We start from the raw sequence: 26,089 nt of genomic DNA, 5'->3' as shown, positions 1-26,089 counted from the left end.
ATCTCCCCTCAGTCCGATCCCGGACACCGCGCACACTCGCTCTTGACACGCTCAAAGGCCTCCGCAACAGTTCGCTGAAACGTTTCGGTCCAGCGAAGGGAGCGAGCCATGACGGTGACCTCGACGACGGCGGCCGCGACGCCGGTGACCTTGACGCCCCGGCGACCGCGACGGTGGCGGTTCGCGGTCTATGCGACGCTCGCGCCGGTGCTGGCGACGCTCGCGGCGTTCCAGTACTACCCGGCCGTGAGCGGCATCTGGCACTCGTTCTTCGACTGGAAGCCGGTCGGTCACTCGAAATTCGTTGGGCTCGCCAACTACCGGACGATGCTCGACGACGACCTGTGGTGGACCTCGTTCCGCAACCTGGCGGCGATCTTCGTGTTCGGCGTCGTGATGTGGACCGTCCCGCTGCTGGCCGCGGAGTTGCTGATCTCGCTGCGCAACCGCCGTCTGCAGTTCTTCTTCCGCACCCTGCTGATCGTGCCGATGGCGTTCCCAGGCGTGGTGACTGCCCTGGTCTGGTCGTTCATGTACCACCCGAACCAGGGCATCATCAACCAGGGACTGAGCGCGATCGGTCTCTCGGAGCTGCGGCAGAACTGGGTCGGTAACCCGGACCTGGCGCTGATCAGCCTGCTGTTCATCGGGTTCCCGTTCGTCGCCGGGCTGCCGTTCCTGATCATCTACTCGAGCCTGAGCAACATCCCGGCGGAGCTCTTCGAGGCCGCCGAGATCGACGGCGTCGGACGCCTCCGGCGGGTCTGGACGATCGACCTGCCGCTGCTGGCCGCGCAGATCAAGCTGCTGTTCTTCCTGGCCGTCGTCGCCACCCTGCAGTACGGCTTCATGGCCTACATCGTGACGGCCGGCGGTCCGGACGGCGCGACCTCGGTCCCGGTACTGCGGATGCTCGACGTCGCGTACCAGGGCGGCGACTGGGGGTACGCCGCAGCGCTGTCGACCACGTTGTTCGTGATCACGCTGGCGTTGTCCTGCGTGGTCGTGTTCGTCCGCCGCCGCAACAGCCTGGCCGACGCGAAGGGGATGTGACCATGTTCGACACCCGCAACAGTCGTATCCGAACACGTCGCCGTACATCCAGGCGCCGCAGGCGTGGTCAGGTCGGTGTGGTGGCCGGGCTGACGGTCCTGGTGCTGCTCAGCCTCGGGCCGTACGTGTTCATGCTCGGTACGTCGGTCAAGGACAACCTGCAGTTCGCGACGAGCTACTGGTTGCCCAGCTGGCCGTTGCACCTCGGCAACTACGCGACCGCGTGGAAGCAGATCAGCCCCTACCTGCTGACGTCGTTGATCGTCGCGGCCGCCGCGATCGTCGGCATCCTGGCGCTGTCGGCGGTGGCCGGATTCGTGCTGGCCCGCTACAGCTTCCCCGGACGCCGGTTCCTGTTCGCGATGATCGCGGCGCTGATGATGGTGCCGAGCATCTCCAGCCTGATCCCGCTGTTCGTGATGATGCGCAACCTCGGCCTGCTGAACACGTACGCCGTCCTGATCATCCCGCACGTCGCGGGTGGAGTGGTGCTCGGCACGATCCTGATGAAGACGTTCGTCGAGGGCATCCCGCAGTCGATGTTCGACGCGGCCCGGACCGACGGGGCCGGCGGGGTCCGGATGTTCACGTCGATCATGCTGCCGCTGTCGATGCCGGTGATCGGCACGATCGCACTCGTCACCGTCAACGGCGTCTGGAACGACTTCTTCTGGCCGCTGCTGACGATCACCAAGGACCAGTACCGCACGGTGTCGGTCGGTCTGCTCTTCTTCCACGGCCAGTCCGGCACGGACTACGGCCCGATGTTCGCGGGGTACACGCTGGCGAGCTTGCCGTTGCTCGTCGGTTTCGTCCTGCTCTCCAAGCACTTCCTGGCCGGTGTCCAGGGCGGCTTGCCCGGCAGTCACTAGAGCACCTCTCAATCTCCAGAAGGGAAGACCGATGGCGAGACTGCACGTCGCCCGCGCGCTGTCCGGCGCCGTGGTGGCCGGTTTGCTGACACTCACCGCCGCCTGCAACGGCGCGGGAGCCGGTGGTGGCGGTGACCAGGTCACCATCACGATCGCCGGCCCGAACCAGTGGAACTCCGACCCGAAGAGCTTCGGGCCGGCCTGGGACGACCTGGTCACGCGGTTCGAGGCCGCCGAACCGAACATCAAGGTCGAGACGACCGTGCTGCCGATCCCCGGCTTCATCCAGACGTTGTCCACCCAACTCACCGCCGGTACGGCGCCTGAGCTCGTCTTCAACCAGGCGCCGCACCAACCGGATCAGGTGCTCCCGCTGGACGAGTACCTGGACAAGCCGAACCCGTACGTCCCCGGCAACCAGCACTGGATCGACATCTTCAACCCCGACCAGTTCGGGCCGAAGTCCGGCAAGGTGCGCAACGCCGCCGGGCACTACGAGTGGGTGCCGTTCAACCTGGTGACGATCGGCCTCTACTACAACCAGGACGCGTTCGCGAAGGCCGGCGTACAGGCACCGCTGACGACGTACGGCGACTTCGTGGCTGCGTGCCCGAAACTCAAGGCGGCCGGGTACGCGCCGCTCGCGATGGACAACGGATGGCTCGGACAGGGCTGGACCTACACCGTCGTGATGGGGATGCTCGCGGACAAGTACTTCGACCGCTGGAACCAGTTCGACGCCAACGGCAAGCCGGGCAAGGCCGCACAGCTCACCGCGAAGTCGGTCGCGAAGGCAGTGCTGACCGGCGAGCTGGATCCGACCAAGACGCCCGAGGTGGCCGAGGGGCTGCGGTTGATCAAGGCGATGTTCGACGCCTGCGCGACGCCGAACTGGTCCGGGATCTCCGGTGGGGCGTCGTTCGTCGGCGGTGACGACTTCGTCGGCGGCAAGGCGGCGATGGCCTGGGGGACGAACTTCGCCGACGCCGGCCTGGACAAGGTGTCGTGGAAACACAGCACGATGCCGTTCCCGACGATCGCGCCGGCGGACAGCAAGCTATCGGACGGTACGCCGGCACGGTTCGGCGCGGACACCGGCGGGACGTCGTACATGATCCCGTCGACGACCAGCGGGAAGCAGCTGGACGCCGCGGTGAAGTTCCTGCAGTTCGCCAGCAGCACGAAGGGCGGTCAGGCGTGGCTGGACAAGTCCGGCGGTATCCCGGCGACCAAGGACGGTAAGGCCGCGCCGGGGCTGCAGGGGTTGATGAGTGGCGAATGGTTCAAGCACCCGCCGCGGGCCACGGGCCTCGACATCCAGCCGAAGGCGCTGGCCGGCAAACCGTCGTACGACGGGTATCTGCTCGGGACCAAGAACGAGGCCGACACGCTGCAGAAGCTCAAGGAGAACTGGATCACGGCGGCCAAGGAATCGGCCAAGGACGCGGGCTGGACCGAAGCCTGGGCGCAGACGAAGTGACCGCATTCACCCGAGTTCGAGGAGAAGCGATGAGCAGATCGATCGGCTCCCTCAGGAGCCTGCTGGCCGGGGTGGTCCTGACAGCCCTGGCCGCCGGGGGCCTGGTGACGACGGCCGCCACGACGGCGGCCGCGGCGCCGCCGTCCGGGATCACGAAAGTACGGGCCACCGACCAGGCGATCCAGGTCGAGGGCACGGCCGACCCGAGCACGGACGTGTCGGTGTACGCGCTCGGGATGGAGCAGGAGGCCTCCGCCTGGTCCGGCATCACCCCGGTGGCGACCGTCAAGTCCGACGCGGCCGGCGCCTTCAGCGCCTCCGCCCCACGCCAGGGGTACTACGACACGTACGTCGCCGTCGCGAACGGCGCGATCGTCGGCACCGACCGTCAGGTCGACGACCTGCAGATGACGCCGACGAACACCTACCCGTATCCGACCAGCCCGACGAAGAAGGGGCTGCAGGTCCAGATGACCGCGGACGCCGAGGAGCTCGGTGTCGGCCACGCGGCGATCAACGTCCCGTTCAACACCCTGATGCAGGTCTCCGACGCCGGCGCGGGCAAGTCCGTCCCGTTCGTCTCGAACGGCCGGACGTTCTACTTCGACGCGGCAACGGTCAGCGGGCTCGACCGGCAGATCAAGCCGCTGTCGGACAACGAGACCGTGGTCAACCTGATCCTGTTGCTCTACCGGGACGACCGCGCGAACTCGAGCTGGTCCGTGCTGATGCACCCTGACGCCGACCTGAGTGGTGGCCCGGTGTTCGCGTTCAACACCAAGACCGCCGAGGGCATCGCCTATTACACGGCCGCGGTCGAGTTCCTCGCGCAGCGCTACACCCGGACCGACGAGCGCTACGGCCGGGCGACAGGCTTCATCGTCGGCAACGAGGTCGACGCGCCGTGGATCTGGCAGAACATGGGCAACAAGACGATCGACGAGTTCCTGAAGTACTACGAACGCGCGCTCCGCATCACGTTCCTGGCCACGCGCGCGGCGTACAGCGAAGCCCGTACGTACGTCTCGCTGACGCACTCGTGGAAGCAGGCGGTCGCGAACAATCCGAGCCAGTACTACCCGGCCAAGGACGTCGTCGATCACCTGAACGCACTCACCAAATCGCACGGCGACTACCCGTGGAACGTTGCCTACCACCCCTATCCGCACGACCTGACCGACCCGAGGTTCTGGAACGACCCGAACACCACCAATGATCCGGACACCAGTCCCGAGATCACCTTGCGCAACATCGAGCTGCTACCGCAGTACCTGCAGCGGACCGAGCAGACGTACGACGGTCAGCAGCGCCGGATCATCCTGTCCGAACAGGGCTGCAACACCCCGAACGCGACCGCCGAGGCCGAACGTAACCAGGCCGCCTGCTACGCGCTGGCGTACTACAAGGTCGCGTTCAACCCGGGCATCGACTCCTTCATCCTGCACCGGCACGTCGACCACCAGGGCGAGGGCGGACTGCGGCTCGGCCTGTGGTGGTGGGACGACACCGTCAACGCGCCGGCCGCACCGAAGAGCAAGAAGCTGGTGTACGACGTCTTCCGCACCATCGACACGAGCAAGTCGTTGGAGGTCTCGAAGTTCGCCCTCGACACGATCGGCATCAAGGACTGGTCCGAACTCGTACCGAACTGGGACCCGTCGAAGCTGGCGGTGCGCGCGAACCCGACCACGGTCGGTGCGAGCCGGACGGCGATGCCGCGCCAAACCAAGACGTTGATGGACTTCACCAACGACACGCAAGGCTGGCGTGTGTCCGATGCCGCGGATGCTGTGACCGCGACGGACGGCGTACTGCGGACCAACTTCACCTGGGAGTCCGGGTACGCCGCGCAGCTCGGACAACTGTGGCGAGGCACGGACGTCGTACTGCCCACTCCGATCGACACCGGTGGTGCGCAGGGCCTGAGCGTGAAGATCAGGATTCCCGCGGATGCCGCCGTCGGCACGCGCTACGTCAAGATCAAAGCGTACGGCGAGAACGGCAAGGTGATCGAGGGCGCGACCCGGCTCGACGACGGTGGCGACTGGCAGCGCGCGACCATCGATCTGTCCGGTTGGACCGGCAAGATCAGTCGGATCAAGGTGTGGGTCCGTGGCAGTACGCAGGCCACGTGGAGCGGGCACTTCGACCTGGACGACGTACAACTGGCCGGTGCGCTCGCCGGAGCGGACCGGACCGGGAACTTGACTCTCTCGGCCGAAGCACCGGAGGGAATTGGCACCGGGAAGCCGGTCCATGTCACTGTTCGCAACGACGACCTGCGCCCGGTCAGTGATCCGGCCGAGGTGAAGCCCTGCGACGGAGTGACGCTCAACCCGGCGGTCCTTCCCACCAGCGGCGTCGCGCCGGGTACGACGGTGACGCTGGACGCCACGGTTGCGAAGTCGGCGCCGGCGGATCCGTACCACCCGAGCCTGTGCTTCCGGGTCGCCGGATTCGACTACCGCGTCGCAGTGACCGTCCCGCCGAAGCCGGTCCCGGTCGCGAAGCCGGTGTTCGACTTCGACGACGGCACGGTGCAGGGTTGGCAAGCCGGATCAGGTATGGCGTCGGTGTCCGCGGTATCGAACATCGCGAACGGTCCCGGCGTACCCCAGGCCGGTTCATACGCGCTGGACGGCGCCTCGACCGTGTCCTCGTCCCTCCAGCCCAAGACGATGTACGTCGACCCGTCCGCGCCAGTCGACCTGTCCGCGGCGAGAAGGGTCGTGGTGTGGGTGAACTCGTACGGCGGAGCGCCCAACTCGACCGGTTACGAGGTCACGTTCACGCTGCGGTCGGGGACGTCCGTCCAGACGATCACCCAGCCGTACTCGGCCGACCGGTGGAATCAGGTCAGCCTCGACGTGTCGAACTGGGCGGGTCGCTCGTCCATCGATCACGTAGAGGTGACCATGCACGCGGTGGGCGGCGACTACCCGAACTGGGGCGCCCACTTCCAGGTCGACTCCCTCGGGTGGTTCGACACCGTGTAAGACCGCCGGCTGCAGGCTCACGGCGGTGAGCCTGCAGCCGGCTTCAGCAGCCCGCTCGGATCAGCCGGTCCGCGCGGGTGGGGCGCGGAAATCGCCCGCGGAGGGTGATGCCGGGGCGGGGTGCGGTGCTGATCATGAGGCCGTGGAGACGACTGAGCAGGCTGGGCAGGAGCACGAGGGGCCGCGGTTCGGCCCGGTGCTGGTGTTCGATGTCGCGGTCGGGCTGTCGAGTCTGGCCCTGGCGACGACGGTGGCCGCCGCGCGCGGCGCCAAGCGGGCCGCGGTCGTGGTCCTCGGGCTTCCGCAGCAGGCCCGGAGCGGCGGCCTGCTGCAGAACCTGGCCCACCGGGGCGAGCAGCAGGAGGACGAGCTGAAGACCCGCCTGTCGACGGCCGGTGACGATCTGGTGCGCGCCGTCGTCGACGCGGTACTGAGCCGGATCGACCTGAACGAGGTGGTCCGGAAGTACGTCGACGTGAACGGTCTGGTCCAGGAGGTCGACCTGCAGGAGATCATCCACAGCATCGACCTGGCCGGTCTCGCCGAAGGCGTGATCGCCGAGGTGGACCTGTCCGAGATCATCCGGCAGTCGACCGGTTCGCTGAGCTCCGAGACGGCCCGTGGCGTGCGGATGCAGGGCATCTCCGGCGACGACGTCATCGACGAGGCCGTCGGCCGGATCCGCCTGCGCTTCAGCCGGAAACCCCCGGCCCCGTCGAACGGTTTGAACCCGCCGGGCACGTCGAACACCTCGGGCACGCCCGGTACGTCGGCCGACTCGTGAGCCTGGACCCGATTCCAACCGAAGTGTGGCCGCATCAGGGTCGGCCCGCCGGACTCGTCACGCGGACCGCGGCGGGCGTCGTCGACCTGATCGTGGTGCTCGTGCTGCTGACGGCGGGCTATCTGGCCGTCAACGCCCTGCTGTTCGTGATCAACCCGAGGCACTTCCACCTGCTCACGGTGTCGGCCGTGTTCAGCCGTACGGCGAGTCTCGTCGTACTGGCGGTGTATCTGGCCGCGGCCTGGACGATCACCGGCAAGACCTTCGGCTGCCAGGTGATGGGGCTGCGCGTGGTCAACTCATCGGGTGGGCGCATCCGCGTGTGGGTGGCGCTGGTGCGGGCGATTCTCTACACGCTGTTCCCGATCGGCCTGGTGCTGTGTGTGATGCGCCGCCATCGTTCGTTGCAGGACATGCTGCTGCGGACGCGTGTCGTCTACGACTGGCGCGCCCAGCGCGACAGTCCGGTCATGCCCCCGCCAGACTGACAGGCGGGTCACCCGGATCGGGTGAACTCAACGGCTGGTGCGTCGCGCCGGCGGCACCTGGACCACCTCGACGATCGTGACGCCGAGCGTGTCCAGATGATTGAGTACGCCGGCCAGCGCCGCCTGATCGTCGAGTTCGCCGTGCAACACGGTCTGCGCGGGTTCCGGATCGGCGGACAGCGACGGGAAAACATCGGTCAGTTCGGGCGACAGATCGCCCTTCACCCGGATGACGTAATGAGTCATGCGACTGCCCTCTTCCGCGCTCGACCTTCCGCGCTCGACAGCTCCGACTCTGCTGCCCGGACACCCGCCGGGCATCACCCTTCCCGGGGGAGCGAGCCACTCGGCGACGACTGGAGAATGGCGAGTGCGGGAGCAGCCTGGCCGACTCAGCCGGAGGAGTGTCGATGGCCGGAACGGCGGATCAGCAGGCGTCCGGGCCGCCGGTTCGCGCCTCGGACACGGCCGGTGCGATCTACGGCACGATCGCCGCGATGGCCGTCATCGCCGGTGGCGCGGAACAGCTCTCCGCCGACCGCCTGCTCGCGGTCACGGTCGGGACCCTCGGCGTGTTCTGGCTGGCCCACGTGTACGCCGATGCGCTGGCGCACCACCTGCGCGGGGCGCGGCGACTGGAGTGGAAGGCTATCCGGGCCGCGATGGCCGAGGAGTGGCCGTTGCTGACCGGACCGGTGCCGTGCCTGGTGGTGATCAGCATCGCCGCGATCGGCAACCTCGACCTCGAGCGCTCGGTCCGGGTGGCGTTGTGGGTCGGCGTCGCGCAGCTGTTCACCTGGGGACTCGCGTTCGCCCGGCGGCAACGGTGGGGCTGGCCGGTCGCGGTGACCGCCGGCACCCTGAACGCCACGTGTGGCGTCGTGATCGTCGTACTCGAAGTTCTGATCCACTGATCACCGGCGGCGCTGTTCCGCGCGCTTCTTGGCCTGTCCGGACAGCATCCGGACCAGCGAGCCGACGAACACCACGTTGAAGGCGATCTGGACGAGGACCACGACCCTGGCGATCTGCCCGGCCGCATGGATGTCGCCGTAGCCGACGGTGGTCATCGTGGTCACGGTGAAGTACAGCGAGTCCGTTTTGGTGTGCAGCCCCGAGATCTCACCGGGCCGGGCCCGCTCGAGCCAGTAGAAGCCGAGCGCGAACACGACGGCGGACATCTCGATCAGGATCAGCAAGGTCTGCAGCCTGACCTCGGTATTGCCGCTGACCTGACGGCGCAACTGAACGGCGATCGTCCAGCCCAGCACGATCACCGCCAGGACGGTCACGACCAGACCGGCCACGAACGGGGCATCTCCGCTGAAGTCGGTCGGCATCGCGTAGTAGGCGACCAGCAATCCGCCGAAGCTGATCACCGGCCGGCGCCAGTCGCTCGAGGTGCCGGTCACCCCCTGACCGACCTGACCCTTGGTCACCGTTCAAGCATCGGTGCCGACCCACCGGCGATCCCTCACCCCGCCCGGATGAGTCCGTCCGCCGCCCGCCCGCCTACCGTCGAAACGCGGGATCCGGCCCGGCAGCAGCGGCGAAGGGTGGCGGATGAAGCGCCAATGGGCCGAGCACCACCTGGTACGGCGAACCGTGCAGTGGGCCGAGCAGACTGTGATCGGGCGGACCGTTGCGGCCGCTCTGGAAATCCGGGTGTACGACCGCGCGCTGACGCTGGCCGGCAAGGCGTTCGTCGCGCTGGTGCCGTTGCTCATCGTGCTGGCGACGCTGCTCAGCGGCTCCGGCGCCCTCGCGCTGGCCGACTTCATCGTCACCAAGTTCGGGCTCACCGGCGCATCCGCCGACGCCGTCAAGTCGCTGTTCGCCCGGCCCCCGTCGACAGGCGGCGGCCTGACGATTCTCAGCGTCATCACGGTCCTGGTGTCGGCCAGCAGCTTCGCACGGTCGATGCAGCGGACGTACGAGATCGCGTGGCACCTCCCCGCGCGTGGCGTGCGCGGAACCCTGCACGGCATCCAGGGCGCCATTCTCGTCCTGGGCCTGCTGACCGCGGTCGCCTATCTGGCCAGCCTTGCCGACAAACTGCCGGGAGGCGTGATTGTCACTCTCGTCGCGGAGACCTGTGTCGCGTTCCCCGGTTGGTGGCTGGCCAGTTGGCTGATGTTGACCCGACGGATCACGTGGCGGCTCTTGTTGCCGGGCGCCATCGCGAGCGCGCTGGGCCAGGTGCTGGTCGGCCAAGCGGGCGCGTACTACGTGCCGCGGCTGATCAACCAGAACGCCGAGCGGTACGGCGTCATCGGTGTCGCGATCGCGCTCATCACCTGGCTGGTGGTTCTCGCGCTGCTGATCGTCGCCTCGGCGGTGATCGGGGCGGAGTTCGGCGCCACCCTCGCCCAGCGCGACGAGGCCCGGAAGGCAGCGGCACCGACCGATACGGACGACGACGACGACAACAACACCACCTAGCGGGCGTCTTCGGGGTCGGCGGCGGCGAGGGTCGCGGCCCACTCCGCGGACCATCGGCCGAGCGGGCGCAGCGCGCGGTAGACGCCGTGGCCCAGCTCGGTGAGGGCGTAGGTGGTGTCCGGATCCTGCTCGACGATGGCGGCGTCGAGCAGTTCGGTCAGCCGTTGCCGCAGCACGCTGGAGGACATGTTGTCGCAGCGCTCCTGCAACGCACGGAACCCGACCGGCCCGTTTTGCAGTTCCCAGACGATCCGCAGGTTCCACTTCCGGCCGAACAGGTCGAGGGCGGCCATCAGTGGCCGGCCGGTGCTCGAACCGCGGACCGCCCGTCCCGGTCTGGGTGCCGCCATCTGTCGCTCCGTCCCTCTTGCCGCTTCGATATCCGAAACACTAGCGTAGGTCTCACCGCTTCGATTTCCGAAGCACTTTGAGAGGGGACACTCGTGCACAAGTTGATGGTTCTATATCCCGAACCCACCGATCCTGATCACTTCCGCGACTACTACGTCAGCAAGCACCTCCCGCTGGTCGCGCGCATGCCGGGCCTGCTTGCGTGGCGCTACAGCTTCGACGTGGCAGCGACGCAGGGAGAGACGCCGTACTTCGCGGTCTTCGAGGCCGAGTTCGCTGACGCTGCGGCAATGGCTGAGTCGCGGGAGTCTCCGCAGGGCCGACAGGTGGCTGCCGATGTCGCCAACTACGCCACCGGTGGTGTGGTCGTCATGCACTATCCGGTCCAGAACGGCACCTGCTGAGCGCCCGATGTCAGATGGGCGGCTCGGCGCGGGCGCAGCGGAAACCGATGTGGCTCATCGCGGTGTCGACCATCTGTGGGCGGCGGGCCGCCGGCCGGTAGCGCCGGCAGTAGCTGTCCGCGCACAGGAACGAGCCGCCCTTGATCACCCGGCGCGGGATCCGGAACTGCGGCTGCGCGGCGTCCATACCGGCCATGCTGGCCATCGCGCCGTCCGGTGAACAACAGACCGGCCCGTTCTCCGGTTCGGATTCGTACCAGTCCCGGGTCCACTCCCAGACGTTGCCGGCCATGTCGTACAGGCCGTACCCGTTCGCCGGGAACGAGCCGACCGGCGCGGTGTACCCGTAGCCCGGGTTCGACCGCCAGGGCAGCTCGCCGTGCCAGAAGTTCGCGAGCCGCTGCCCCGGTCGCTCCGGCACATCACCCCACACGTACGTCGCTCCGTCGAGCCCGCCCCGCGCGGCAGCCTCCCATTGCGCTTCGGTCGGGAGCTCGGCGCCGGCCCAGTCGCAGTACGCGAGAGCGTCGTCGTACGCGATGTGGACGACGGGATGGTCGGCGCGGTCGGCGATGCCCGAGTCGGGGCCTTCCGGACGCCGCCAGCAGGCACCGGGTGTCCACGTCCACCACTGGCTCAGCCGGCGGAGGTCGACCTGTCCGGGGGTGCGCGTGAAGACCAGGGAGCCCGGCTTCAGGTTCTCCTGTGGAGCTCCCGGGAAGTCGGCCGGGTTCAGCGGCCGCTCGGCGACCGTGACGTAGCGGGTGTCCGCGACGAAGGCGGCGTACTGGCGGTTCGTCACCGCGTAGGCGGCGATCCAGAACGGTGCGACGTCGACGCGACGGACCGGACGCTCCTCGGGGTGGTGCTGGTCGGAACCCAGGGCGAACGTGCCACCCGGGATGGCGACCCACGCCTGGATGGTGGGCTTGGTCGCTGCCGCCATGTCCGGCTCCTCCCCGAGCGTCTGTGACAACTTTCGCGACGGCCGGGCGGCTCGGGGATCACCCGCCAAGGGTGAGAAAGGTGCACGTTCAACCGGTGGCGGATTCGCCGGTGGGGAGTTCGGCCGGCGGCGGCTCCTCCGGGCGGTTCGACAGCAGCGGGCCGAGCCAGTCCGCGCGCGGATCGACGTCGACGAGCAAGGACCTGACCAGCAGGCTGAGCGGGATCGCGAGCAGCGCGCCGAGCGCACCGAGCACCCAGGCCCAGAAGACCAGCGACAGGAACGTCAGGGTGGTCGAGAGACCGACCGCATCGCCGACGAACTTCGGTTGCATGATGGTCTGGATGACCAGGTTAGCGAGGCAGTAGACCACGATCACCGCGAGTGCCAGCGACCAGCCGCCGGCGAGCAACCCGAGTACCGCCGGTGGGATCAGGCCGATGACGAAGCCGATGTTCGGGATGTAGTTCGTGATGAACGCGAGCAGTCCCCACAGCACCGGCACCGGAATGCCCAGCAACCACAAGGCAATGGTGTCCACGACCGCGACGATCAGTCCGAAGACGGTCGACACGACGAGGTACCGGCGAGTCCCGTGGGCGAACGAGAGCAGCCCGTCGACCAGCGTCGGCTTCGAGGCGCGGACCCGGGACAACAACGCCGGGAACGTCCCGGCATCCATCGTCAGGAACAAGACCAGGGTGAGGATGAACGCCAGACTCGACACGGTGTCGAGGACCGTGCCGAGCAACGCCTGCACCAGATTGGCGACCTTCCCGAAGTCGAGGGCGCCAAGGAGGTCGTGCACCTGCCCGGAGCCGATGCCGGCGTCGGCGAGCTTCGACGCGAGGGCGGCGACGCGGTCGTCGAACTCGTCGGCGTACGTCGGCAACAGGGTCGCGAACCGCGCTGTCGCGATCACGAGCGAGAGACTCAGCGCGAGCAACAGGCCGTAGACCGCGACGACGCAGATCGTCGAGGCGGCCCACCCCGGCAGGTGCAACCGTTCGAGCCACCGGCGTACCGGATGGACGACGATGGTCAGCACCAGCGCGAGGAAGATCGGGCCGACGAACCCCGCCGCGGTCCGGAGCCCGCCGATCACCACCACGGCGGCGGCGAAGGTCCCGAGCACGATGAGGCCGCGCGGAAACCCTGGGCGAGCGTCGACCGAGCGCGCCATCGAGATCCTCCGAGTCCGGCGACCTTTGCCACAGTGTTGGCCGCGGGCGGACTCCTCGATTCACCCACCACGGATGAACCGGTGACGCATCGTCTAGAGCAGGCCGACCGTGCGCGCGACCCGCAGCGCCACGGAGCGTTTCTCCACGCCGAGCTTCCGGTAGAGCGACATGAGGTGCGTCTTCACCGTGTTCTCGGTGATGAAGAGCGCCTGGGCGATCTCGGTGTACGAGCTCCCCAGCGCCAGCTGATCGAGTACGTCGGCCTCGCGCGCGGTCAGGCGGATGGTCGCACCGTTGATCACCGCCTCGAGGCGCCGGGGCGGTGCGGCCGGGGCCTGGTCCGTGGGCCGGGTCATCAGAGCGATGGCGCCGGTGTTCCAGGTCGCTCGGTGCCGCGACAACTTGTCCAGGGCAACCGACGCGAACGGATGCGCGCGGGGGCTCTCGGCGCACCGGCGCAGCAGATCCATGAACGTCGGTTCGAGACCGGCCATCGCCAGCGGTTGCAGCAGGTGCTGCGGCGCGATGTCCGTCAGCAGAACGCTCAAGGCCTGTTCAGCCGCGGCCGTGTCGCCGACGCGGATCAGCAGGATGACCCGGAACGCCTTGGCCGCCGCGGCCAGTGTGGGATGCAGACACGGATCGGCCAACGCGGCGTCGATGGCCTCCAGGGTGCCTTGCGGGTCGTCCGTCACCAGGGAGCCGACCGCGCGCAGCAGTGCCGCCTCCGCGAGGTTTCCGGACTCTTCGAGGATGCCGACCTGCGACTCGGCCGCGGGACGGTCGTCGACCAGCAGCGCGACCCACAACCGCAGCAGCGCCAGATCACGCACCACGAAGGACGGCAACTGCCCGGCCGCCGGCGGATCGGAAGCCAGCGCGAGGCGTGCCTCGTCGAGACGGCCGTCCTCGATGACGTTGACCGTGCGCATCATGTCCCGCAGCGCCGTGACGACCGGGTCGGAACCGGGCACGTCGGCCTCCGTCACGGTCCGGCTCCAGTCCCGAGCGTCGTCGAGGTCGAGCCTGCTGAGCGCAGCGAGTCCGAGAACCACCTGCGCCCGTACGACGTGCTCCTCCGCGAGACCGTACTTCGCCGCGCTGTCGAGCGCCGCCTCGGCCGAGCGGGCGGCACTCTGGACTTGACCGCGCACGAGTTGCACGACCGCGCGATGCGCCTGACCGGCCGCCAGGAGCTGCCGGTGCCCGGCCATGCGCGCGGTCACGGCGACCTCGTCGAGATGGCCGAGTGCGTCATTGAGTCGATCCGCCGTCGTCTCCGCCGCCGCGAGCTCCAGGAGCACCCAGGCCAACCGCTCCAGCCCGAGAATCGCCCGGTGCTCGCCAGGACTCGCGGCCCGCTCGACGAGCAGTGTCGCGCGCCGGATCGCGTCGTCGACGTCGTACCAGCCGTAGCGCGACTCCCACAGGCGCAGTACGGCGACATCGGCTTCGAGCGCATCACTGCTCGGGCCCGATCCGTCCGTCACTTCGGCAGCGGCTGCCGCGTCCATGACGGCGCCCGTGAGGTCACCGGTGAAGCGCCGCAACAGACCGCGGACACCGGCCAGCTGCAGGTGTGTCTCGACGTAGTTGTCCGGCAGTACGTCGAAACCGCTCGCGACCAACGCAATGTCGCCGGCGGCAAGCAACGCCGGACCGTGCGCCAGGAGCAGCTCGGCAACCACGCCTGGATCGCTCGCACCGAGCGCATTGGCCAGCGCGGCGGTCGCATCACCGTGATGCGCGTAGTACGCCGCCGCCCGGCGATGCGCCGCGACGACTCGCTGACCGTCGTGATCGTTGCCGACCGCCCGCCGCCTGAGCAGCTCGACGAGCAACGGGTGATAGTCGTACGTCGGCTCACTCCCGAACCCGTCCGAGTACGCGGTGACCAGCAGACCCTGGACGCAGAGATCGGCGAGAATCGCGCCCGCGTTCGGATCCCCGCTGAGCGCCGCCGCGAGCTGCGCGGTCACCTCATGCTGCTCGAACGTGCTGAGCAGGACTCCTTGCACGCGTTCGTCAAGAGTGTCGAACGTTTCACCGAGAAGGAGATCCAGCACCGGCCGCTCGGTCAGCGCCGGCGGCGGGCTGTCCCCGGAGACGGCGAACGCCCGGGCGGCCAGCACCAGCGCCGCCGCCCAGCCCGAGGTGGTCTCCTGGAGCACTCGGATGTCGTCCTCGCTGACCCCGTCGGCGTGCGCGTGCACCAGCGCCGCCGCCTCGTCGTCGGTGAACCTGAGGTCGCGGGACCGCAGGATCGACCCGAGTCCGCGCAGCTCGAGCTCGGAGATCGGGAGCGGCAGGTCGTAACGGGTCGCAATCAGCAGCCGGACGTCGTACGGCGTGGTCGACAGCAGCTCCGCCAACCGCAAGATCACGGCCGGCGGCAACAGGTGCGCGTCGTCGATGATGACCAGATCGGGGCTCGGCGCGGGGTCCGTCCCGAGCAGGGCGGCCAGGTGGCCGGTGTCATGACCGGTGACCCAGGCAACGGACCGTTCCTGGCGGGCGGCCCAATCGGCCAGCAGGACGGTCTTGCCGGTGCCGGCCGGCGCGACCAGCATCGTCAGCGGCAGCCGCGATCCGTGGTCGAGGGCGGTGTGCAGCCGCCGGCGCGTCACGAGACTGAGCGGTGGCTGCGGACTCTGTCCGAGGCCGGCAGCTACCGCTCCGTCAAGTTTCTCCCCAGGCTGCGGGGTCATCGCCCGTCCGCCTTCCCCAGGGGAGGCGCCGCCACCCGAACGGCCTGCTCCGCCTCCCCGCGTTGCCTTCGAGACTAGACCGTCGGAGATTTTCCCGGGAGGGGTCGGCGCAGGGAGGGGGCGTCGCCGCCCGCTCAGGTACGGATCGCGCCCGGCCGGGTCAGCGCCCAGATCACCCAGATGTCGAGTGCGATCAGGACGAGCGACCAGAACGGGTAGTACGGGATGAAGAAGAAGTTCTCCACCGCGCTCAGCACCACCAGGAACAGGGCCGCGATCCCGGCCCAGGTGGTCCGCCGGTACACCCCGACCGCGACCAGGATCAGCAGCACCCCCAGGATCAGATGGATCCAGCCCCACGCCGCGGTGTCGAGGTTGAACGTGTAGCCGCGGACGACCACGAAGAACTCGTCGTTGATGACCGCCACCAGCCCGGTGATGACGTGGAAGATACCGATGATCAGTAGCATCGTCGCGGCGAACGTCATACCACCGATCGCCCAGCCGGAGACGGACTCTCGCGTCCCCTCGGTGTCCTGGCTCATTGCGTCCCCCTCAAATGTGTCGCATCTGAGCAGACGTTAGAACGCTCCGCATCCGGCCGACTCACCCTCGACGGATGATGCGCGGGATCACGCGGAGTGGTCGGATCAAGGGTGTGGACGGGACGGCCCCCGTAGTGCCCGGGACGGCCTGAAGTCCAGGGGGAAGACCGATGCCAGGAGGGTCGGTGACCGCCGAAATCTGCCGCCGGCAACGGCCGCGGGCTCGGCATCTTGCGGTGGGGGATCGCGTACAGGGGCGCACGTCTTCCACCGCAGGTGCCGTGCGGTGTCCGCCGCACGGCACCATGCGGTCAGCCGGCGCTGTCCGACAGTGCCTCGGTCATGCGCCGGCGGGCCGTGTAATAGTGCTCCGGCTCGAGCACCGGCCGGTCGAAACGCAACGTCCGGTCGGGATCGACGATGTCCAGTGCCGCGGCATCCCCGTGGGCGGCGCGGACGGCCTGCAACGCCCGGTGGTCCCACATCGCCTGCGCGAACACGCGGTACCGGATCGACGGCCACGGAGTCCCGTCCGGACCGGGGTAGACGGCGAAGGGGTCGCCGGCCGGGAACGCGCCACCGGCCGAGGTGTCGGTGAACGGGTCCACCCGCCGGATCGCGTGCCAGGTGTACCAGAAGTTGAAGCCCCAGTGCAGGAACCCGTCCACACCGGACGCGAAGAGCTGGTGCCCGATCGCACGGTTACGCGCCGAAGGCATCCCGATGAAGCGGTTCGCCACGTCGCGGTCCTGACTGACGCAGTAGTACACCCACAGGCGCTCCGGACGCTCCGCGAGAAACGGCTCCACGTGATTGGTCGCGACGACAGGCAGGGGTACGGCGCCTGAGGTGTAGAACGAGTGCTCGCTGAGAGCATCGACGATCGTCCAGCCCTTCAGCAGATCGGTGACGACCGCTTTGGCGGCGAGATAACTCGCCAGTCCGTCCTCCCCGGACGGCTCGTCGGAGATGTGGAAGACCACGTGCTCGCGGTCCCACTCCTCATCGAGCACCGCCTGCAGCGCGGGCAGCAGCGCCTCCATCAGAGCGCGGTACCGGGTATCGGTCGCCGACACGTCCCACCCGAAGGCCCGCTCGCCGTTCACGACGATGCCAGGCGTGGCCCGCGCTCCCCACTGGGTGAACAGATGCGCGACCTCCACGCCGGTGATCCCGGTACGGCGGCACAGCTCGAGCCAGCGCCGCAGCCTGTCGAACCCGAACCGGTACCCCGCATCGGTCGCCGTGATGTCGACCAGCTGTACGACGGTCCGGTACGAATCGATCGCCGTGTCGAGCGGCGGCGTCCAGACCGGCGCGAGCAGCGACGTCGCACCCATGCCGGCCGCCGAAGCCATGAAGCGCTCGACGATCGTCCAGTGCTCCTCGCTGAACACCTCGACGCCGTAGTGATCCGCGAGCGCGTCCAGGTGCATCCAGTGACTCGACACGATGTCGAGCGGCGGCAGCTCGATCCCAGAGATCTCGACGGTGACCGGCGCGCGGTGCAGCTCGTCGCCGTCGGGCGAGGTGATCACGACTGTGAGCTCGTGGACGCCGGCCCGGGCGGGGTCGGTCGTGGCGACGTCGAACCACAGCGCTCCCCAACTGCCGAACCGCACCGGCGCCTCGCCGTCCGGCACCGGGCGCAACAGGTCCGGGTACAGCCCGGGCTCGTCGAACTCGTAGCCGTCGTCATGTCCCGGCAGCGCGACGAAAGCGCACGGCACGAGGTCCACGCTCGACACGGTGACGAGGTCGGCCGCCGTACCCTCGACGGTCGCGCGGAGCGGGCGCGGGTCCCGGAAGGCCGGGTCGAGCGGCGGGCGGTACGCGAGCTGAAAGGACGCCGGCTCCCCGAGGAAAGCCTGGAACCGGGGCTGCGCGGACGCCGGCCGCGGGTCCCGGACCGGGTGCACCTTCACCAGTGCGTCGCAGAGAACGAACTCCCATGTCGCGGTCACCGAGGACCACTCCTTCCACCGCCGGGCTGCGTGATGTTGGCGTCAATCATGCAGATTCGTGCAGCAATACACAACGAGCCGTCTCACCCGCGGTGGGTGAGCAGGCGGCTCGCGCGCGACCCTAGGCTCGCGACGGGAGGTCGCGATGTCCCAGACCGACGGCGGACCGCACGAGACCCCGGTCAGGTCCGGCCCGAGCCGGCTCCTGATCGTTGCCATCGCGGAAGGGGCGATCGTCGCCGGGCTCGTCATCGCGCTGATCGTGGTCGCCGTCCGCAACAACCGGAACCCAGCCTCCGCGGCCTCGGGAACCAGCAGCACCGACGCCAGTACGGCGATGTGCGCCGCGATCCCGGTCGCGCAGCAAGTGCTGCCCTCGATCGTCACCATCTCGGCGAGCAGCGGCGCGCAGGCCGGTACCGGCTCGGGCCAGATCTTCCGCGACGGCGGCTACATCCTCACCAACGACCACGTGATCTCACCGGCGGCGTCCGGCGGCAAGGTGTTCGTCCGGTACAGCGACGGGCACAGCGTCGACGCGACCATCGTCGGGCGCGACCCGGGCACCGATCTCGCCGTACTCAAGGCTTCCGACGAGTCGAAGGACTACCCGGTGATTGGCGTCGGCTCGTCGGCCGCTCTGCAGGTCGGCCAGCCGGTGGTCGCACTGGGCGCGCCACTCGGGCTGGCGAGCACCGTCACCTCGGGCATCGTCAGCGCGCTCGACCGGTACGTGCCGGTCCCGGGCGAGGGCGTCACGCACCACCTGATCGGCGCCATCCAGACCGATGCGGCGATCAACCCCGGCAACAGCGGCGGCGCGCTGGTCGACTGCGCCGGGAAACTGGTCGGGGTCAACGCCGCGATCGCGACCGTGCCGAACTCCGCCGGCGTCGGTGGCGGTGGCAGCGTGGGGCTCGGGTTCGCCATCCCGGTCGATCTCGCCGGCCCGATCGCCGACGAACTGATCCGGACCGGCAAACCGGGCCACCCGACCACCGGACTGCAGGTTCAGGAGATCCCGCCCGCGGTGGCGCAGGCATCGGGCGCCCCGACCGGGCTGTTCGTGCTCGCCGCGACCGGGCCCGGAGCGCAGGCCGGGCTCCGGACCGGCGACGTGATCACCGAGATCGACGGGAAACCGGCCACCAGCAGCGAACAGATCGTGGTCGCGACGCTGACGCGCAAGGCCGGTGACACCCTCGATCTCACCTATGTCCGGAACGGGGCCTCGAAGACCACCACGCTCACCCTGGCCGCCCAATAGTCGGCCAGTAGCCCAATCAGCTTCGCAAGGCCTCGACGAGTTCTTCCTCGCGTTCCTTCGTGAGGTTGGTCTGGATGATGGTCGGGTTGAACGGCTTGAGCGCGTCGATGACCCGGTCCACCGTCGCCGACCGTGCGAGCAGGAACACCGCCGCGTGACCGACCTGCAGCTCGCGACCCACCTGCTTGATCATGTCGTCGCTGATGCCGACATCGGTGAGCTTGCCTGCCACCGCACCGGTGGCCGCGCCGACCGCCAGACCGGCGAGCGGGTTGAGGAAGATCAGACCGATCAGGGTCCCCCAGAGCGCACCGCCGGCCGCCCCGGTGGCGGTCATGTTCATCGTCTGGTGAATCCGCACCTTGCCCTTGTCGTCCTTGTACGCGTACGCCGCGTCGTCGCGCTGCAAGAGCTGCTGCTTCGCCAGATCCTCGGTCACCTGGAGAACGCGTTCGGCGTCCTCGCGGCTGTCCACTCCGAGCACCACCAGATGGGTCATGTCGAACTCCTCGAGGCCAGGGCGCGGCCCAGTTGCCGCGCTGGACGCCTCATCCCATCAACCCGGACCGGGCACCGGCTTCCTCCGATTAGGGTGACTCCTCCGGAGGATCGGTACCGGATTCCTTCGAGTGGTGCACACGGGGTACCTTCGCGCCGATCCAGACGGCGACCACGACCAGCAGCCCGATGCCGATGAACCAGCCCCACAGGCCCTCGGAGACCGGGCCGAGCCGGCCGAGCCCGAGTCCGCCCGAGTCCTTCTGCTGCTGCAGGGAGACGACGTAGGCGATGATGTCCCGCTTGTCGCCGGGGGTCAGGACCGGGTCGGAGAAGACCGGCATCTGCTGTGGACCGGTCAGCATCGCCTCGTACATGTGCTTCGGAGAGGTCTGCATCAGCGAGGGGGCGTACTTCCCGTTCGGGAGGGCGCCGCCGCGTCCGGCGAAGTTGTGACAGGCCGTGCAGTTGGTGCGGAACAGCTCACCGCCCCGGGCGATCCCCTCGTCGGTGACCTTGCTGACGTCGTACTCCTCCGGGGCTGGAATCGCGGGGCCCGGTCCGAGCGAGGCGACGTACGCCGCCAGCGCTGCGATCTCCTCGTTGGTGTACACCGGGGGCTTCTGCGGGATCTGGGCCCCGGGCTGCGTGGCGGGCATCCGCCCGGTACCGACCTGGAAGTCGACCGCGGCCGCGCCGACACCGATCAGCGAGGGACCGGTCAGGTCTCCGGCACCGTTGGTGCCACCCTGCGCGAAAGCACCGTGACAGCTCGCGCATCCGACCGCGAACAGCAGCCTGCCCTTCTCGATCTGCTCCGAGTTCGGGCCGGCCGCACCCGCCGTGCCGCGCGGCACCAGAGCGGTGTACCCCAGGCCGACCGCGACCAGGGCCGCGCCGATCGCGATGACCCGGCCGAGCGACGCCCGGCGCCACGGCCGAGCGGCCCTGTTGCCCGTGTCCCCCATCTCCGCACCTCCCCGGCTGCCGCCGGACCAGCGAACCCCGTCTCAGAGCGTTTGTGATCCCCCGAATCGGGTGAGATCACTTGGCGCCGGCTCGACGCGTGTCGCGTTTCGTCTGCCGGCGGGCGCCCATCGCCCGCGTGGACGCGTCTTTCTTCAGCCCACCGGTCGTCTTGACCGTCCGCGGCCTGGTCATCCGCGCACTCGTCTCCGCCTGGGCCGGCGTCTCCGGCTCGGCCACCCGCATCTCGGGCCCGCCGGCCTTGGCCTGCCGCGCCGCCTCGAGCCGCTCGCTGCGCAGCTCCATCGACGACCGTCTGGCGGCCGCCGCGACCTCGCGGCTCACTTTCGCCAGCGCCGACTCGAACAGCTCAGCCTTGTCCCGGGACCGCTGGTTCACGGGGTACGACATCCCGCGCCCACCCGCCGGCCCGACCGCGGCGCTCGCGGCCCGCCGATAGTTCTTCAGGTACTTCGTCCGCGCCCGCCGCACCCGGTCGTGCAGCGCCAGCAGCTGGTCCTCGTCCAGCCCCTTCAGCGCGTCTCGCTCGGTCTCGGCCACCAGGAGCCGCTCGGTGTCCGTCAACGAGTTCAGCAAACCTTGGTTCATCGCAGTCTCCTACTCGCCCTCTCGCAGACTACGTGCGCGACGCACCGGCGTCGAGGGCCGGAACGTCCCGCACGCAACAGGTGGCGCAACGGTTGGCTAAGGCAACTACTGCTACCAGGGTTGCACGAACGGTGTCCGGAGGAACACCCTGAGAAGATGACGACCGATGGGTTGACCGACGGCCTGGCGGCCATCCGCGACGAACTCGCCGAGTTGTACAAGGAACTGCACCGCACCCCCGAACTGTCCCTGCAGGAGACGCGGACCGCCCGATTGCTCGCGCAGCAACTCCGGGACGCCGGGGTCGACGAGGTCGTCGAGCAGGTCGGCGGCACGGGCGTGGTCGGCGTGATTCCCAACGGCGACGGCCCGGTGGTGATGCTGCGGGCGGACTTCGACGCGTTGCCGGTACTGGAGAAGACCGGGCTGCCGTACGCGAGTTCGGCCCGAGCGGTGGATCGCGACGGGAACGACGTACCGGTCATGCATGCCTGTGGGCACGACATGCATGCCGCCTGCCTGGTCGGCGCCGCGAATCTGCTGGTCCGGTCCCGGGAGTCGTGGCGCGGGACGGTGCTGGTGGTCTTCCAGCCCGCCGAGGAGCTCGCCGTGGGCGCCCGAAACATGGTGGACGACGGCCTGTTCGAGCGGTTCCCGAAGCCGCAGATCGTGTTGGGGCAGCACGTCGGGCCGCTGCCGGCCGGGATGATCGGCTACGGCACCGGCCCGGTGATGGCGGCGGCGGACTCGGCCAACGTCACGCTGTACGGGCGTGGTTCGCACGGTTCCCGGCCCGAGGCCGCGATCGACCCGGTGCTGATGGCCGCGCATGTCGTGACCCGGCTCCAGAGCATCGTCGCCCGCGAAGTACCGCCGGCGCAGTCCGCCGTGGTGACCGTCGGCCGCCTGCAGGCGGGTACGAAGGACAACATCATCCCCGAGACCGCCGAGCTCGGGATCAACATCCGCACCTACTCGGCGGAGAGCCGCGACCTGGTCCGGGCGGCCGTCGAACGCATCGTCCGTGCCGAGTGCCAGGCCAGCGGCGCGCCGCGCGAGCCCGACATCGAGTGGTTCGCCAGTGCGCCGGTGCTGATCAGCGATCCCGAAGCCACCAGGACCACGATGGCCGCCGTCACCGAACACTTCGGCCCGCAACGCATCCAGCCGATCCCGGTCGTGAACGCCAGCGAGGACGTCGGAGTGTTCGGCGAGGTGCTGAGCGCCCCCACCGTCTTCTGGTTCTGGGGCGGCCTCGACCCCGCGATCGCCGTACCCGCCTTCACCGAGGGGCGCGAGGACGACCTCCCCAGCAACCACTCCCCCTACTTCGCCCCCGTCATCGAACCGACCCTCAGCACCGGCGTCGAAGCCCTGACCGTCGCCGCCCTGGCCTGGCTCGACTCCTGAACCTCAGCCCTGGAGCCGGGTCGTGGACAGTCCGCACGGATCACACCAGAACCCGAAGACGAGGACCCGCTCCCGGCCGACCGTGGTCGCGGCCAGGAACGGCATGAAGCGACCGCAGTCCGGACAGATCGGATGGGTCTCCGGCGTCTGCCAACGCGGCAGTCCGCCGACCTGGTGATGGTCCGCTGTCGGTACCGCGGGCATCGTCACACCGGTCTGGTTCGGATGCACCGCCAGCACCATCGAGCGTTCGGCGCTGGGGACGGACGGGCCTTGCGGATTGAAGAAGACCTTCGTTCCTTCGTCGCTGAGGCGTACGACGATGACGTCGACCTCATCGCATTCACAGGTGAACCAGAAGAACGACGGGTCCCGGCTCAGCTCGTAGGGCAGGTCGGCCGCGGACAGGGTGAGGACCCGAGCGGCCGGCGTACCGCAGTCGGCGCACAAAGGGACGTCACCTGGAAAGGCACCACCGACCACGTGGCTGCCGACGCCCTTGTCCGCGAGGAAACCCAGGTAGGCCGGCCGGATGCCCGACGGGCGGTCGCTGTCCGGCATCCGCCCGGCCAGCGGCATCAGCCACTCCCAGTCCTCGGGATTGTCGACGTCGTCCCGGACCGAAGCGATCAGGTCCGCGGCGTGCTCGGTGCGGATCAGCGCCAGCTTCCACAGGTGGCCGAGATCCCGCTCGTTCTTCCACCGGTCCAGCAACGCGTCAGCCACGTCGTCATCAGCGCCGGACAGCGTCGCCTGCGCGATGAACGGATCGTCGATCCCGTCGGCGAAGGACCGGAGCCGTTCCGGGAAGTACGTCGCGATCGCGACAGGACCGAGGAGTGCGGCGTCCGCGCGCCGAGCTCGGCGTGGTGGTTCCGGATGATCCCGTCCAGCACGTCCGCGGGCAGCCACGGAACCAGTCGCGCGGCGGCGGGTGCGAGCTCGGGAACGCCTAGCAACCGTTGCGCCGCGCGGGTCTTATCCTGCTCGGCGTCAGGGATCCGCTCGAGGTACGCCGCGACGTACTCGGCGATCGCTCGGTCCTCGGTGCCCTCCAGACAGTCGGCGGCCACGCCGGGACCGTGCGGAGCCAACAACGCGGTGATGCGCTCGTCGCGGTCGCGGACCGTCAGGTCGGGATCGGCCGCGATCCGTTCGATGCTGTCGAGCACTCGGGACTCCTCGGGGTTGCCAGCAGGGTTGCCGATTGTCGCAGCGTGCGGGGTCTTGTCGGCGCGGTCGTTTACGGTGGATCTCCCGTGGCGGAGGAGATGACTCGACGTGAACGATTCCTATTCCGTGCGACCGCTGGACGAGGACACCTGGCCGGCGTTCGCCGCGTTGGTCGAGGCGAACAACGGCGTGTGGGGCGGCTGCTGGTGTGTGGGTTTCCACCTCAAGCTGAAGGATCGGACGCCGGCGCAGAACCGGGCCGAGAAGGAGCAGCGGGTGCGCGACGGCACGACTCACGCGGCGCTGGTGCTCGACGGTGAGCGGTGTCTGGGGTGGTGCCAGTTCGGGTCGCCGGACGAGCTGCCGGAGGTCAAGAGCCGACGTCGGTACGAGAAGGAGCTCACCACGCTGCCGGACTGGCGGATCACCTGCTTCTTCACCGGGAAGGGCCTGCGTGGGAAGGGAGTCGCCGACGCGGCGCTGGGCGGTGCGCTCCTCGAGATCGGTCGCCTCGGTGGGGGTGTCGTCGAGGGCTATCCCGAGGAGACCGACGATCGCAAGGTGTCCGGGTCGTTCCTGCACACCGGTCCGATGGCCGCGTTCGAGAGGCACGGTTTCAGCCGCACCCGCCCGATCTCTCCGCACCGCTGGGTAGTCACGCGCACCGTCAACCCATCCTGAAGCGATTGGGGAGGATTACCGTCCCGCCCAGCGTCAGCGTGGGTGGCGGATTGCGAGCGCTGACAGTTGCGTGAGGTCGATGGTTTCGGCCAGCTGGTGGTAGGCGGCGGCGTTCGGGTGCAGGTGGTCGCCGCTGTCGTAGGCGGGGAGCAGGTGGTCCGGCGCGGCCGGGTCGCGGACCACGGCGTCGAAGTCGACGACCGCGTCGAACGTGCCGGAGGTTCGGATCCACTCGTTGACGATCGCTCGCTGCGCCAGCGGGCCCGCGCCGCAGACGCCGTACCCGCCGCACGGTGTGATGGTGAGGCCAACGATCTTCAGGCCGGCCGCGTGCACCCGATCGGCGATGTTCGTCAGCCCGGTGATCACGTCGGCGGCCGCGACGTTGGCGGCCGTCAAATCGTTGATGCCTTCGGCAACCAATACGAGGGACACGCCTGGCTGGTCGAGTACATCGGCGTCGAGACGATGCTGCGCACTGACACCGAAGTACGGCGGTTGGCGGTCGATCGTCACCTCGTTGCCGCCGATCCCCGAGTTCGCCACGGCCTCGAGGTGCCCGGGCGGACCGGCGGCGATCCGGGCGAACAATGCGTCACTCCACCGGGCGTTCGAGTTGTCCGCCGTACCCGTGCCGTCGGTGATCGAGTCGCCGAGCGCCACGATCGTCCCGACATGCGGCGCGGCGATCACGTCGACCCCGTCCACGAAGAGCCAGGACGTCGTGTTGCCGGTGAACGCAGTACCGCCGGCGTCGGCGGCGTGATTCCCGGCGGCCAGGTACGACGTGGTGTGCGCGGCGTTGTGATACGTCGCCGGCCCGGTCGCGGTCGCGCTGTACAGACTCACCGCCAGGGCTTCGCGCTGCCCGACGGACAACTGCACCGGATCGCTGGCCACGTCGCCACCGACCGGGATCGTCACCGACGACGCCCCCGCGAAGGTGAGCGGGGTGACCTCGGCGGCGCTCGATCCGTCCGCCGTGCCGAGCGTTGCCGCGTCGAAGGTGACCGGTCGCGTGCCGTACCGGTTCGTGAGTCGCACCCGCAGCGTCGAGCCACCGACGCTGGGGTACACGACGTTGCGAATCGTCTGATCGGTCAGCCCGTTGTGCGACAGCCCCGAGCCCATCGCCGCAGTCGGACTGGCCGTCCAGGTCGCCGTCCAGTGCTGTCCCAACCCCGGCCGGCTCTCGGCTGCCGCCGCGGCTGGCAGCGCGAGCAGCACACACAACCCGCCGGCAACCGCCCGCCGAACCACTCCACGAA

26 protein-coding genes are annotated in these 26,089 nt (G+C 68.9%); 12 read left to right on the top strand and 14 right to left on the bottom strand.

Annotated features, from left to right (window positions below):
* Positions 1 to 108: 108 nt before the first annotated feature.
* The 6 genes from AC0662_RS17940 (at position 109) to AC0662_RS17915 (ending at position 7,673) form a co-directional block, all read left to right on the top strand.
* Entirely contained in the window at positions 109 to 1,053 is a 945-nt protein-coding gene (locus AC0662_RS17940; RefSeq protein ID WP_478301805.1) for a carbohydrate ABC transporter permease, read from the top strand.
* Between the two features lie 80 nt (positions 1,054 to 1,133).
* Complete coding sequence (locus AC0662_RS17935) at positions 1,134 to 1,925, top strand: carbohydrate ABC transporter permease (protein WP_452195369.1); 792 nt, start codon at positions 1,134 to 1,136, stop codon at positions 1,923 to 1,925.
* 31 nt (positions 1,926 to 1,956) lie between these two features.
* Positions 1,957 to 3,405: an ABC transporter substrate-binding protein gene (locus tag AC0662_RS17930; RefSeq protein WP_478301803.1), complete on the top strand. Its 1,449-nt coding sequence runs from the start codon at positions 1,957 to 1,959 to the stop codon at positions 3,403 to 3,405.
* Positions 3,406 to 3,434: 29 nt separating this feature from the next.
* Positions 3,435 to 6,401 carry a DUF5722 domain-containing protein gene (locus AC0662_RS17925; RefSeq protein WP_478301801.1) on the top strand — a complete coding sequence of 989 codons (2,967 nt, stop codon included), beginning with the start codon at positions 3,435 to 3,437 and terminating at the stop codon, positions 6,399 to 6,401.
* A 142-nt stretch (positions 6,402 to 6,543) separates the two neighbouring features.
* Positions 6,544 to 7,185 (top strand): hypothetical protein, encoded by a 642-nt coding sequence (locus tag AC0662_RS17920; protein ID WP_452195363.1) that lies wholly within the window; start codon positions 6,544 to 6,546, stop codon positions 7,183 to 7,185.
* Positions 7,186 to 7,208: 23 nt separating this feature from the next.
* On the top strand, positions 7,209 to 7,673 hold the full coding sequence (locus tag AC0662_RS17915; protein WP_452195361.1) for an RDD family protein: 465 nt from the start codon (positions 7,209 to 7,211) through the stop codon (positions 7,671 to 7,673).
* A 27-nt stretch (positions 7,674 to 7,700) separates the two neighbouring features.
* Here AC0662_RS17915 and AC0662_RS17910 read toward each other — a convergent pair whose 3' ends face one another.
* Complete coding sequence (locus tag AC0662_RS17910; RefSeq protein WP_452195359.1) at positions 7,701 to 7,919, bottom strand: hypothetical protein; 219 nt, start codon at positions 7,917 to 7,919, stop codon at positions 7,701 to 7,703.
* Positions 7,920 to 8,083: 164 nt separating this feature from the next.
* Between AC0662_RS17910 and AC0662_RS17905 the strand changes: the two genes are divergently transcribed.
* Positions 8,084 to 8,587, top strand: coding sequence for a hypothetical protein (locus tag AC0662_RS17905; RefSeq protein WP_452195358.1), 504 nt, complete (start codon positions 8,084 to 8,086; stop codon positions 8,585 to 8,587).
* Here the strand turns inward: AC0662_RS17905 and AC0662_RS17900 are convergent, their stop codons facing one another.
* Positions 8,588 to 9,112 (bottom strand): potassium channel family protein, encoded by a 525-nt coding sequence (locus tag AC0662_RS17900; RefSeq protein WP_452195356.1) that lies wholly within the window; start codon positions 9,110 to 9,112, stop codon positions 8,588 to 8,590.
* A gap of 124 nt (positions 9,113 to 9,236) precedes the next feature.
* On the opposite strand from AC0662_RS17900, the gene AC0662_RS17895 reads away from it, so the two are divergent.
* On the top strand, positions 9,237 to 10,115 hold the full coding sequence (locus tag AC0662_RS17895) for a YihY/virulence factor BrkB family protein (RefSeq protein ID WP_478301798.1): 879 nt from the start codon (positions 9,237 to 9,239) through the stop codon (positions 10,113 to 10,115).
* On the opposite strand, the gene AC0662_RS17890 is transcribed toward AC0662_RS17895, so the two are convergent.
* A complete protein-coding gene (locus AC0662_RS17890) occupies positions 10,112 to 10,465 on the bottom strand; it encodes a winged helix-turn-helix transcriptional regulator (RefSeq protein WP_478301796.1) in 354 nt (117 codons plus the stop codon). The genes AC0662_RS17895 and AC0662_RS17890 overlap by 4 nt on opposite strands.
* Positions 10,466 to 10,570: 105 nt before the next feature.
* Here AC0662_RS17890 and AC0662_RS17885 point away from each other — a divergent pair, with 105 nt between their 5' ends.
* A complete protein-coding gene (locus AC0662_RS17885; RefSeq protein ID WP_478301794.1) occupies positions 10,571 to 10,870 on the top strand; it encodes an EthD family reductase in 300 nt (99 codons plus the stop codon).
* A 10-nt stretch (positions 10,871 to 10,880) separates the two neighbouring features.
* Here the strand turns inward: AC0662_RS17885 and AC0662_RS17880 are convergent, their stop codons facing one another.
* From AC0662_RS17880 to AC0662_RS17860, 5 genes are all read right to left on the bottom strand, one after another.
* Entirely contained in the window at positions 10,881 to 11,816 is a 936-nt protein-coding gene (locus AC0662_RS17880) for a formylglycine-generating enzyme family protein (protein WP_478301792.1), read from the bottom strand.
* Between the two features lie 88 nt (positions 11,817 to 11,904).
* A complete protein-coding gene (locus tag AC0662_RS17875) occupies positions 11,905 to 12,999 on the bottom strand; it encodes an AI-2E family transporter (RefSeq protein ID WP_452195346.1) in 1,095 nt (364 codons plus the stop codon).
* Between the two features lie 93 nt (positions 13,000 to 13,092).
* Positions 13,093 to 15,627: a LuxR C-terminal-related transcriptional regulator gene (locus AC0662_RS17870; protein WP_478301789.1), complete on the bottom strand. Its 2,535-nt coding sequence runs from the start codon at positions 15,625 to 15,627 to the stop codon at positions 13,093 to 13,095.
* Positions 15,628 to 15,842: 215 nt separating this feature from the next.
* Entirely contained in the window at positions 15,843 to 16,253 is a 411-nt protein-coding gene (locus AC0662_RS17865) for a DUF7144 family membrane protein (protein WP_478301787.1), read from the bottom strand.
* 311 nt (positions 16,254 to 16,564) lie between these two features.
* The gene (locus AC0662_RS17860) at positions 16,565 to 18,217 is read right to left on the bottom strand and encodes a DUF4091 domain-containing protein (RefSeq protein ID WP_478301785.1); all 1,653 of its coding nucleotides are present in this window, start codon (positions 18,215 to 18,217) and stop codon (positions 16,565 to 16,567) included.
* 145 nt (positions 18,218 to 18,362) lie between these two features.
* Between AC0662_RS17860 and AC0662_RS17855 the strand changes: the two genes are divergently transcribed.
* Complete coding sequence (locus tag AC0662_RS17855) at positions 18,363 to 19,484, top strand: S1C family serine protease (RefSeq protein WP_452195339.1); 1,122 nt, start codon at positions 18,363 to 18,365, stop codon at positions 19,482 to 19,484.
* A gap of 16 nt (positions 19,485 to 19,500) precedes the next feature.
* Here the strand turns inward: AC0662_RS17855 and AC0662_RS17850 are convergent, their stop codons facing one another.
* The 3 genes from AC0662_RS17850 to AC0662_RS17840 form a co-directional block, all read right to left on the bottom strand.
* Positions 19,501 to 19,983 carry a DUF1269 domain-containing protein gene (locus AC0662_RS17850; protein ID WP_452195338.1) on the bottom strand — a complete coding sequence of 161 codons (483 nt, stop codon included), beginning with the start codon at positions 19,981 to 19,983 and terminating at the stop codon, positions 19,501 to 19,503.
* An 88-nt stretch (positions 19,984 to 20,071) separates the two neighbouring features.
* Positions 20,072 to 20,950: a cytochrome bc1 complex diheme cytochrome c subunit gene (qcrC, locus tag AC0662_RS17845; RefSeq protein ID WP_452195336.1), complete on the bottom strand. Its 879-nt coding sequence runs from the start codon at positions 20,948 to 20,950 to the stop codon at positions 20,072 to 20,074.
* Positions 20,951 to 21,026: 76 nt separating this feature from the next.
* A complete protein-coding gene (locus tag AC0662_RS17840; RefSeq protein WP_452195334.1) occupies positions 21,027 to 21,557 on the bottom strand; it encodes a hypothetical protein in 531 nt (176 codons plus the stop codon).
* 156 nt (positions 21,558 to 21,713) lie between these two features.
* On the opposite strand from AC0662_RS17840, the gene AC0662_RS17835 reads away from it, so the two are divergent.
* Entirely contained in the window at positions 21,714 to 22,967 is a 1,254-nt protein-coding gene (locus AC0662_RS17835) for an amidohydrolase (RefSeq protein ID WP_478301782.1), read from the top strand.
* A gap of 3 nt (positions 22,968 to 22,970) precedes the next feature.
* On the opposite strand, the gene AC0662_RS17830 is transcribed toward AC0662_RS17835, so the two are convergent.
* On the bottom strand, positions 22,971 to 23,693 hold the full coding sequence (locus tag AC0662_RS17830) for a hypothetical protein (protein ID WP_478301780.1): 723 nt from the start codon (positions 23,691 to 23,693) through the stop codon (positions 22,971 to 22,973).
* Positions 23,624 to 24,139, bottom strand: coding sequence for a hypothetical protein (locus AC0662_RS17825; RefSeq protein ID WP_478301778.1), 516 nt, complete (start codon positions 24,137 to 24,139; stop codon positions 23,624 to 23,626). Before AC0662_RS17825 ends, AC0662_RS17830 begins: the two co-directional genes overlap by 70 nt.
* A 109-nt stretch (positions 24,140 to 24,248) precedes the next feature.
* Between AC0662_RS17825 and AC0662_RS17820 the strand changes: the two genes are divergently transcribed.
* Positions 24,249 to 24,821, top strand: coding sequence for a GNAT family N-acetyltransferase (locus tag AC0662_RS17820; RefSeq protein WP_478301776.1), 573 nt, complete (start codon positions 24,249 to 24,251; stop codon positions 24,819 to 24,821).
* 33 nt (positions 24,822 to 24,854) lie between these two features.
* Here the strand turns inward: AC0662_RS17820 and AC0662_RS17815 are convergent, their stop codons facing one another.
* Positions 24,855 to 26,081, bottom strand: a complete 1,227-nt coding sequence (locus tag AC0662_RS17815; RefSeq protein ID WP_478301774.1) for an SGNH/GDSL hydrolase family protein — start codon at positions 26,079 to 26,081, stop codon at positions 24,855 to 24,857.
* Positions 26,082 to 26,089: the final 8 nt, after the last annotated feature.

It is taken from the genome of Kribbella sp. NPDC043289, assembly GCF_056436705.1.
Note: the sequence above shows the minus strand (reverse complement) of the source record. Positions and strands in the feature narration are given on the sequence as shown.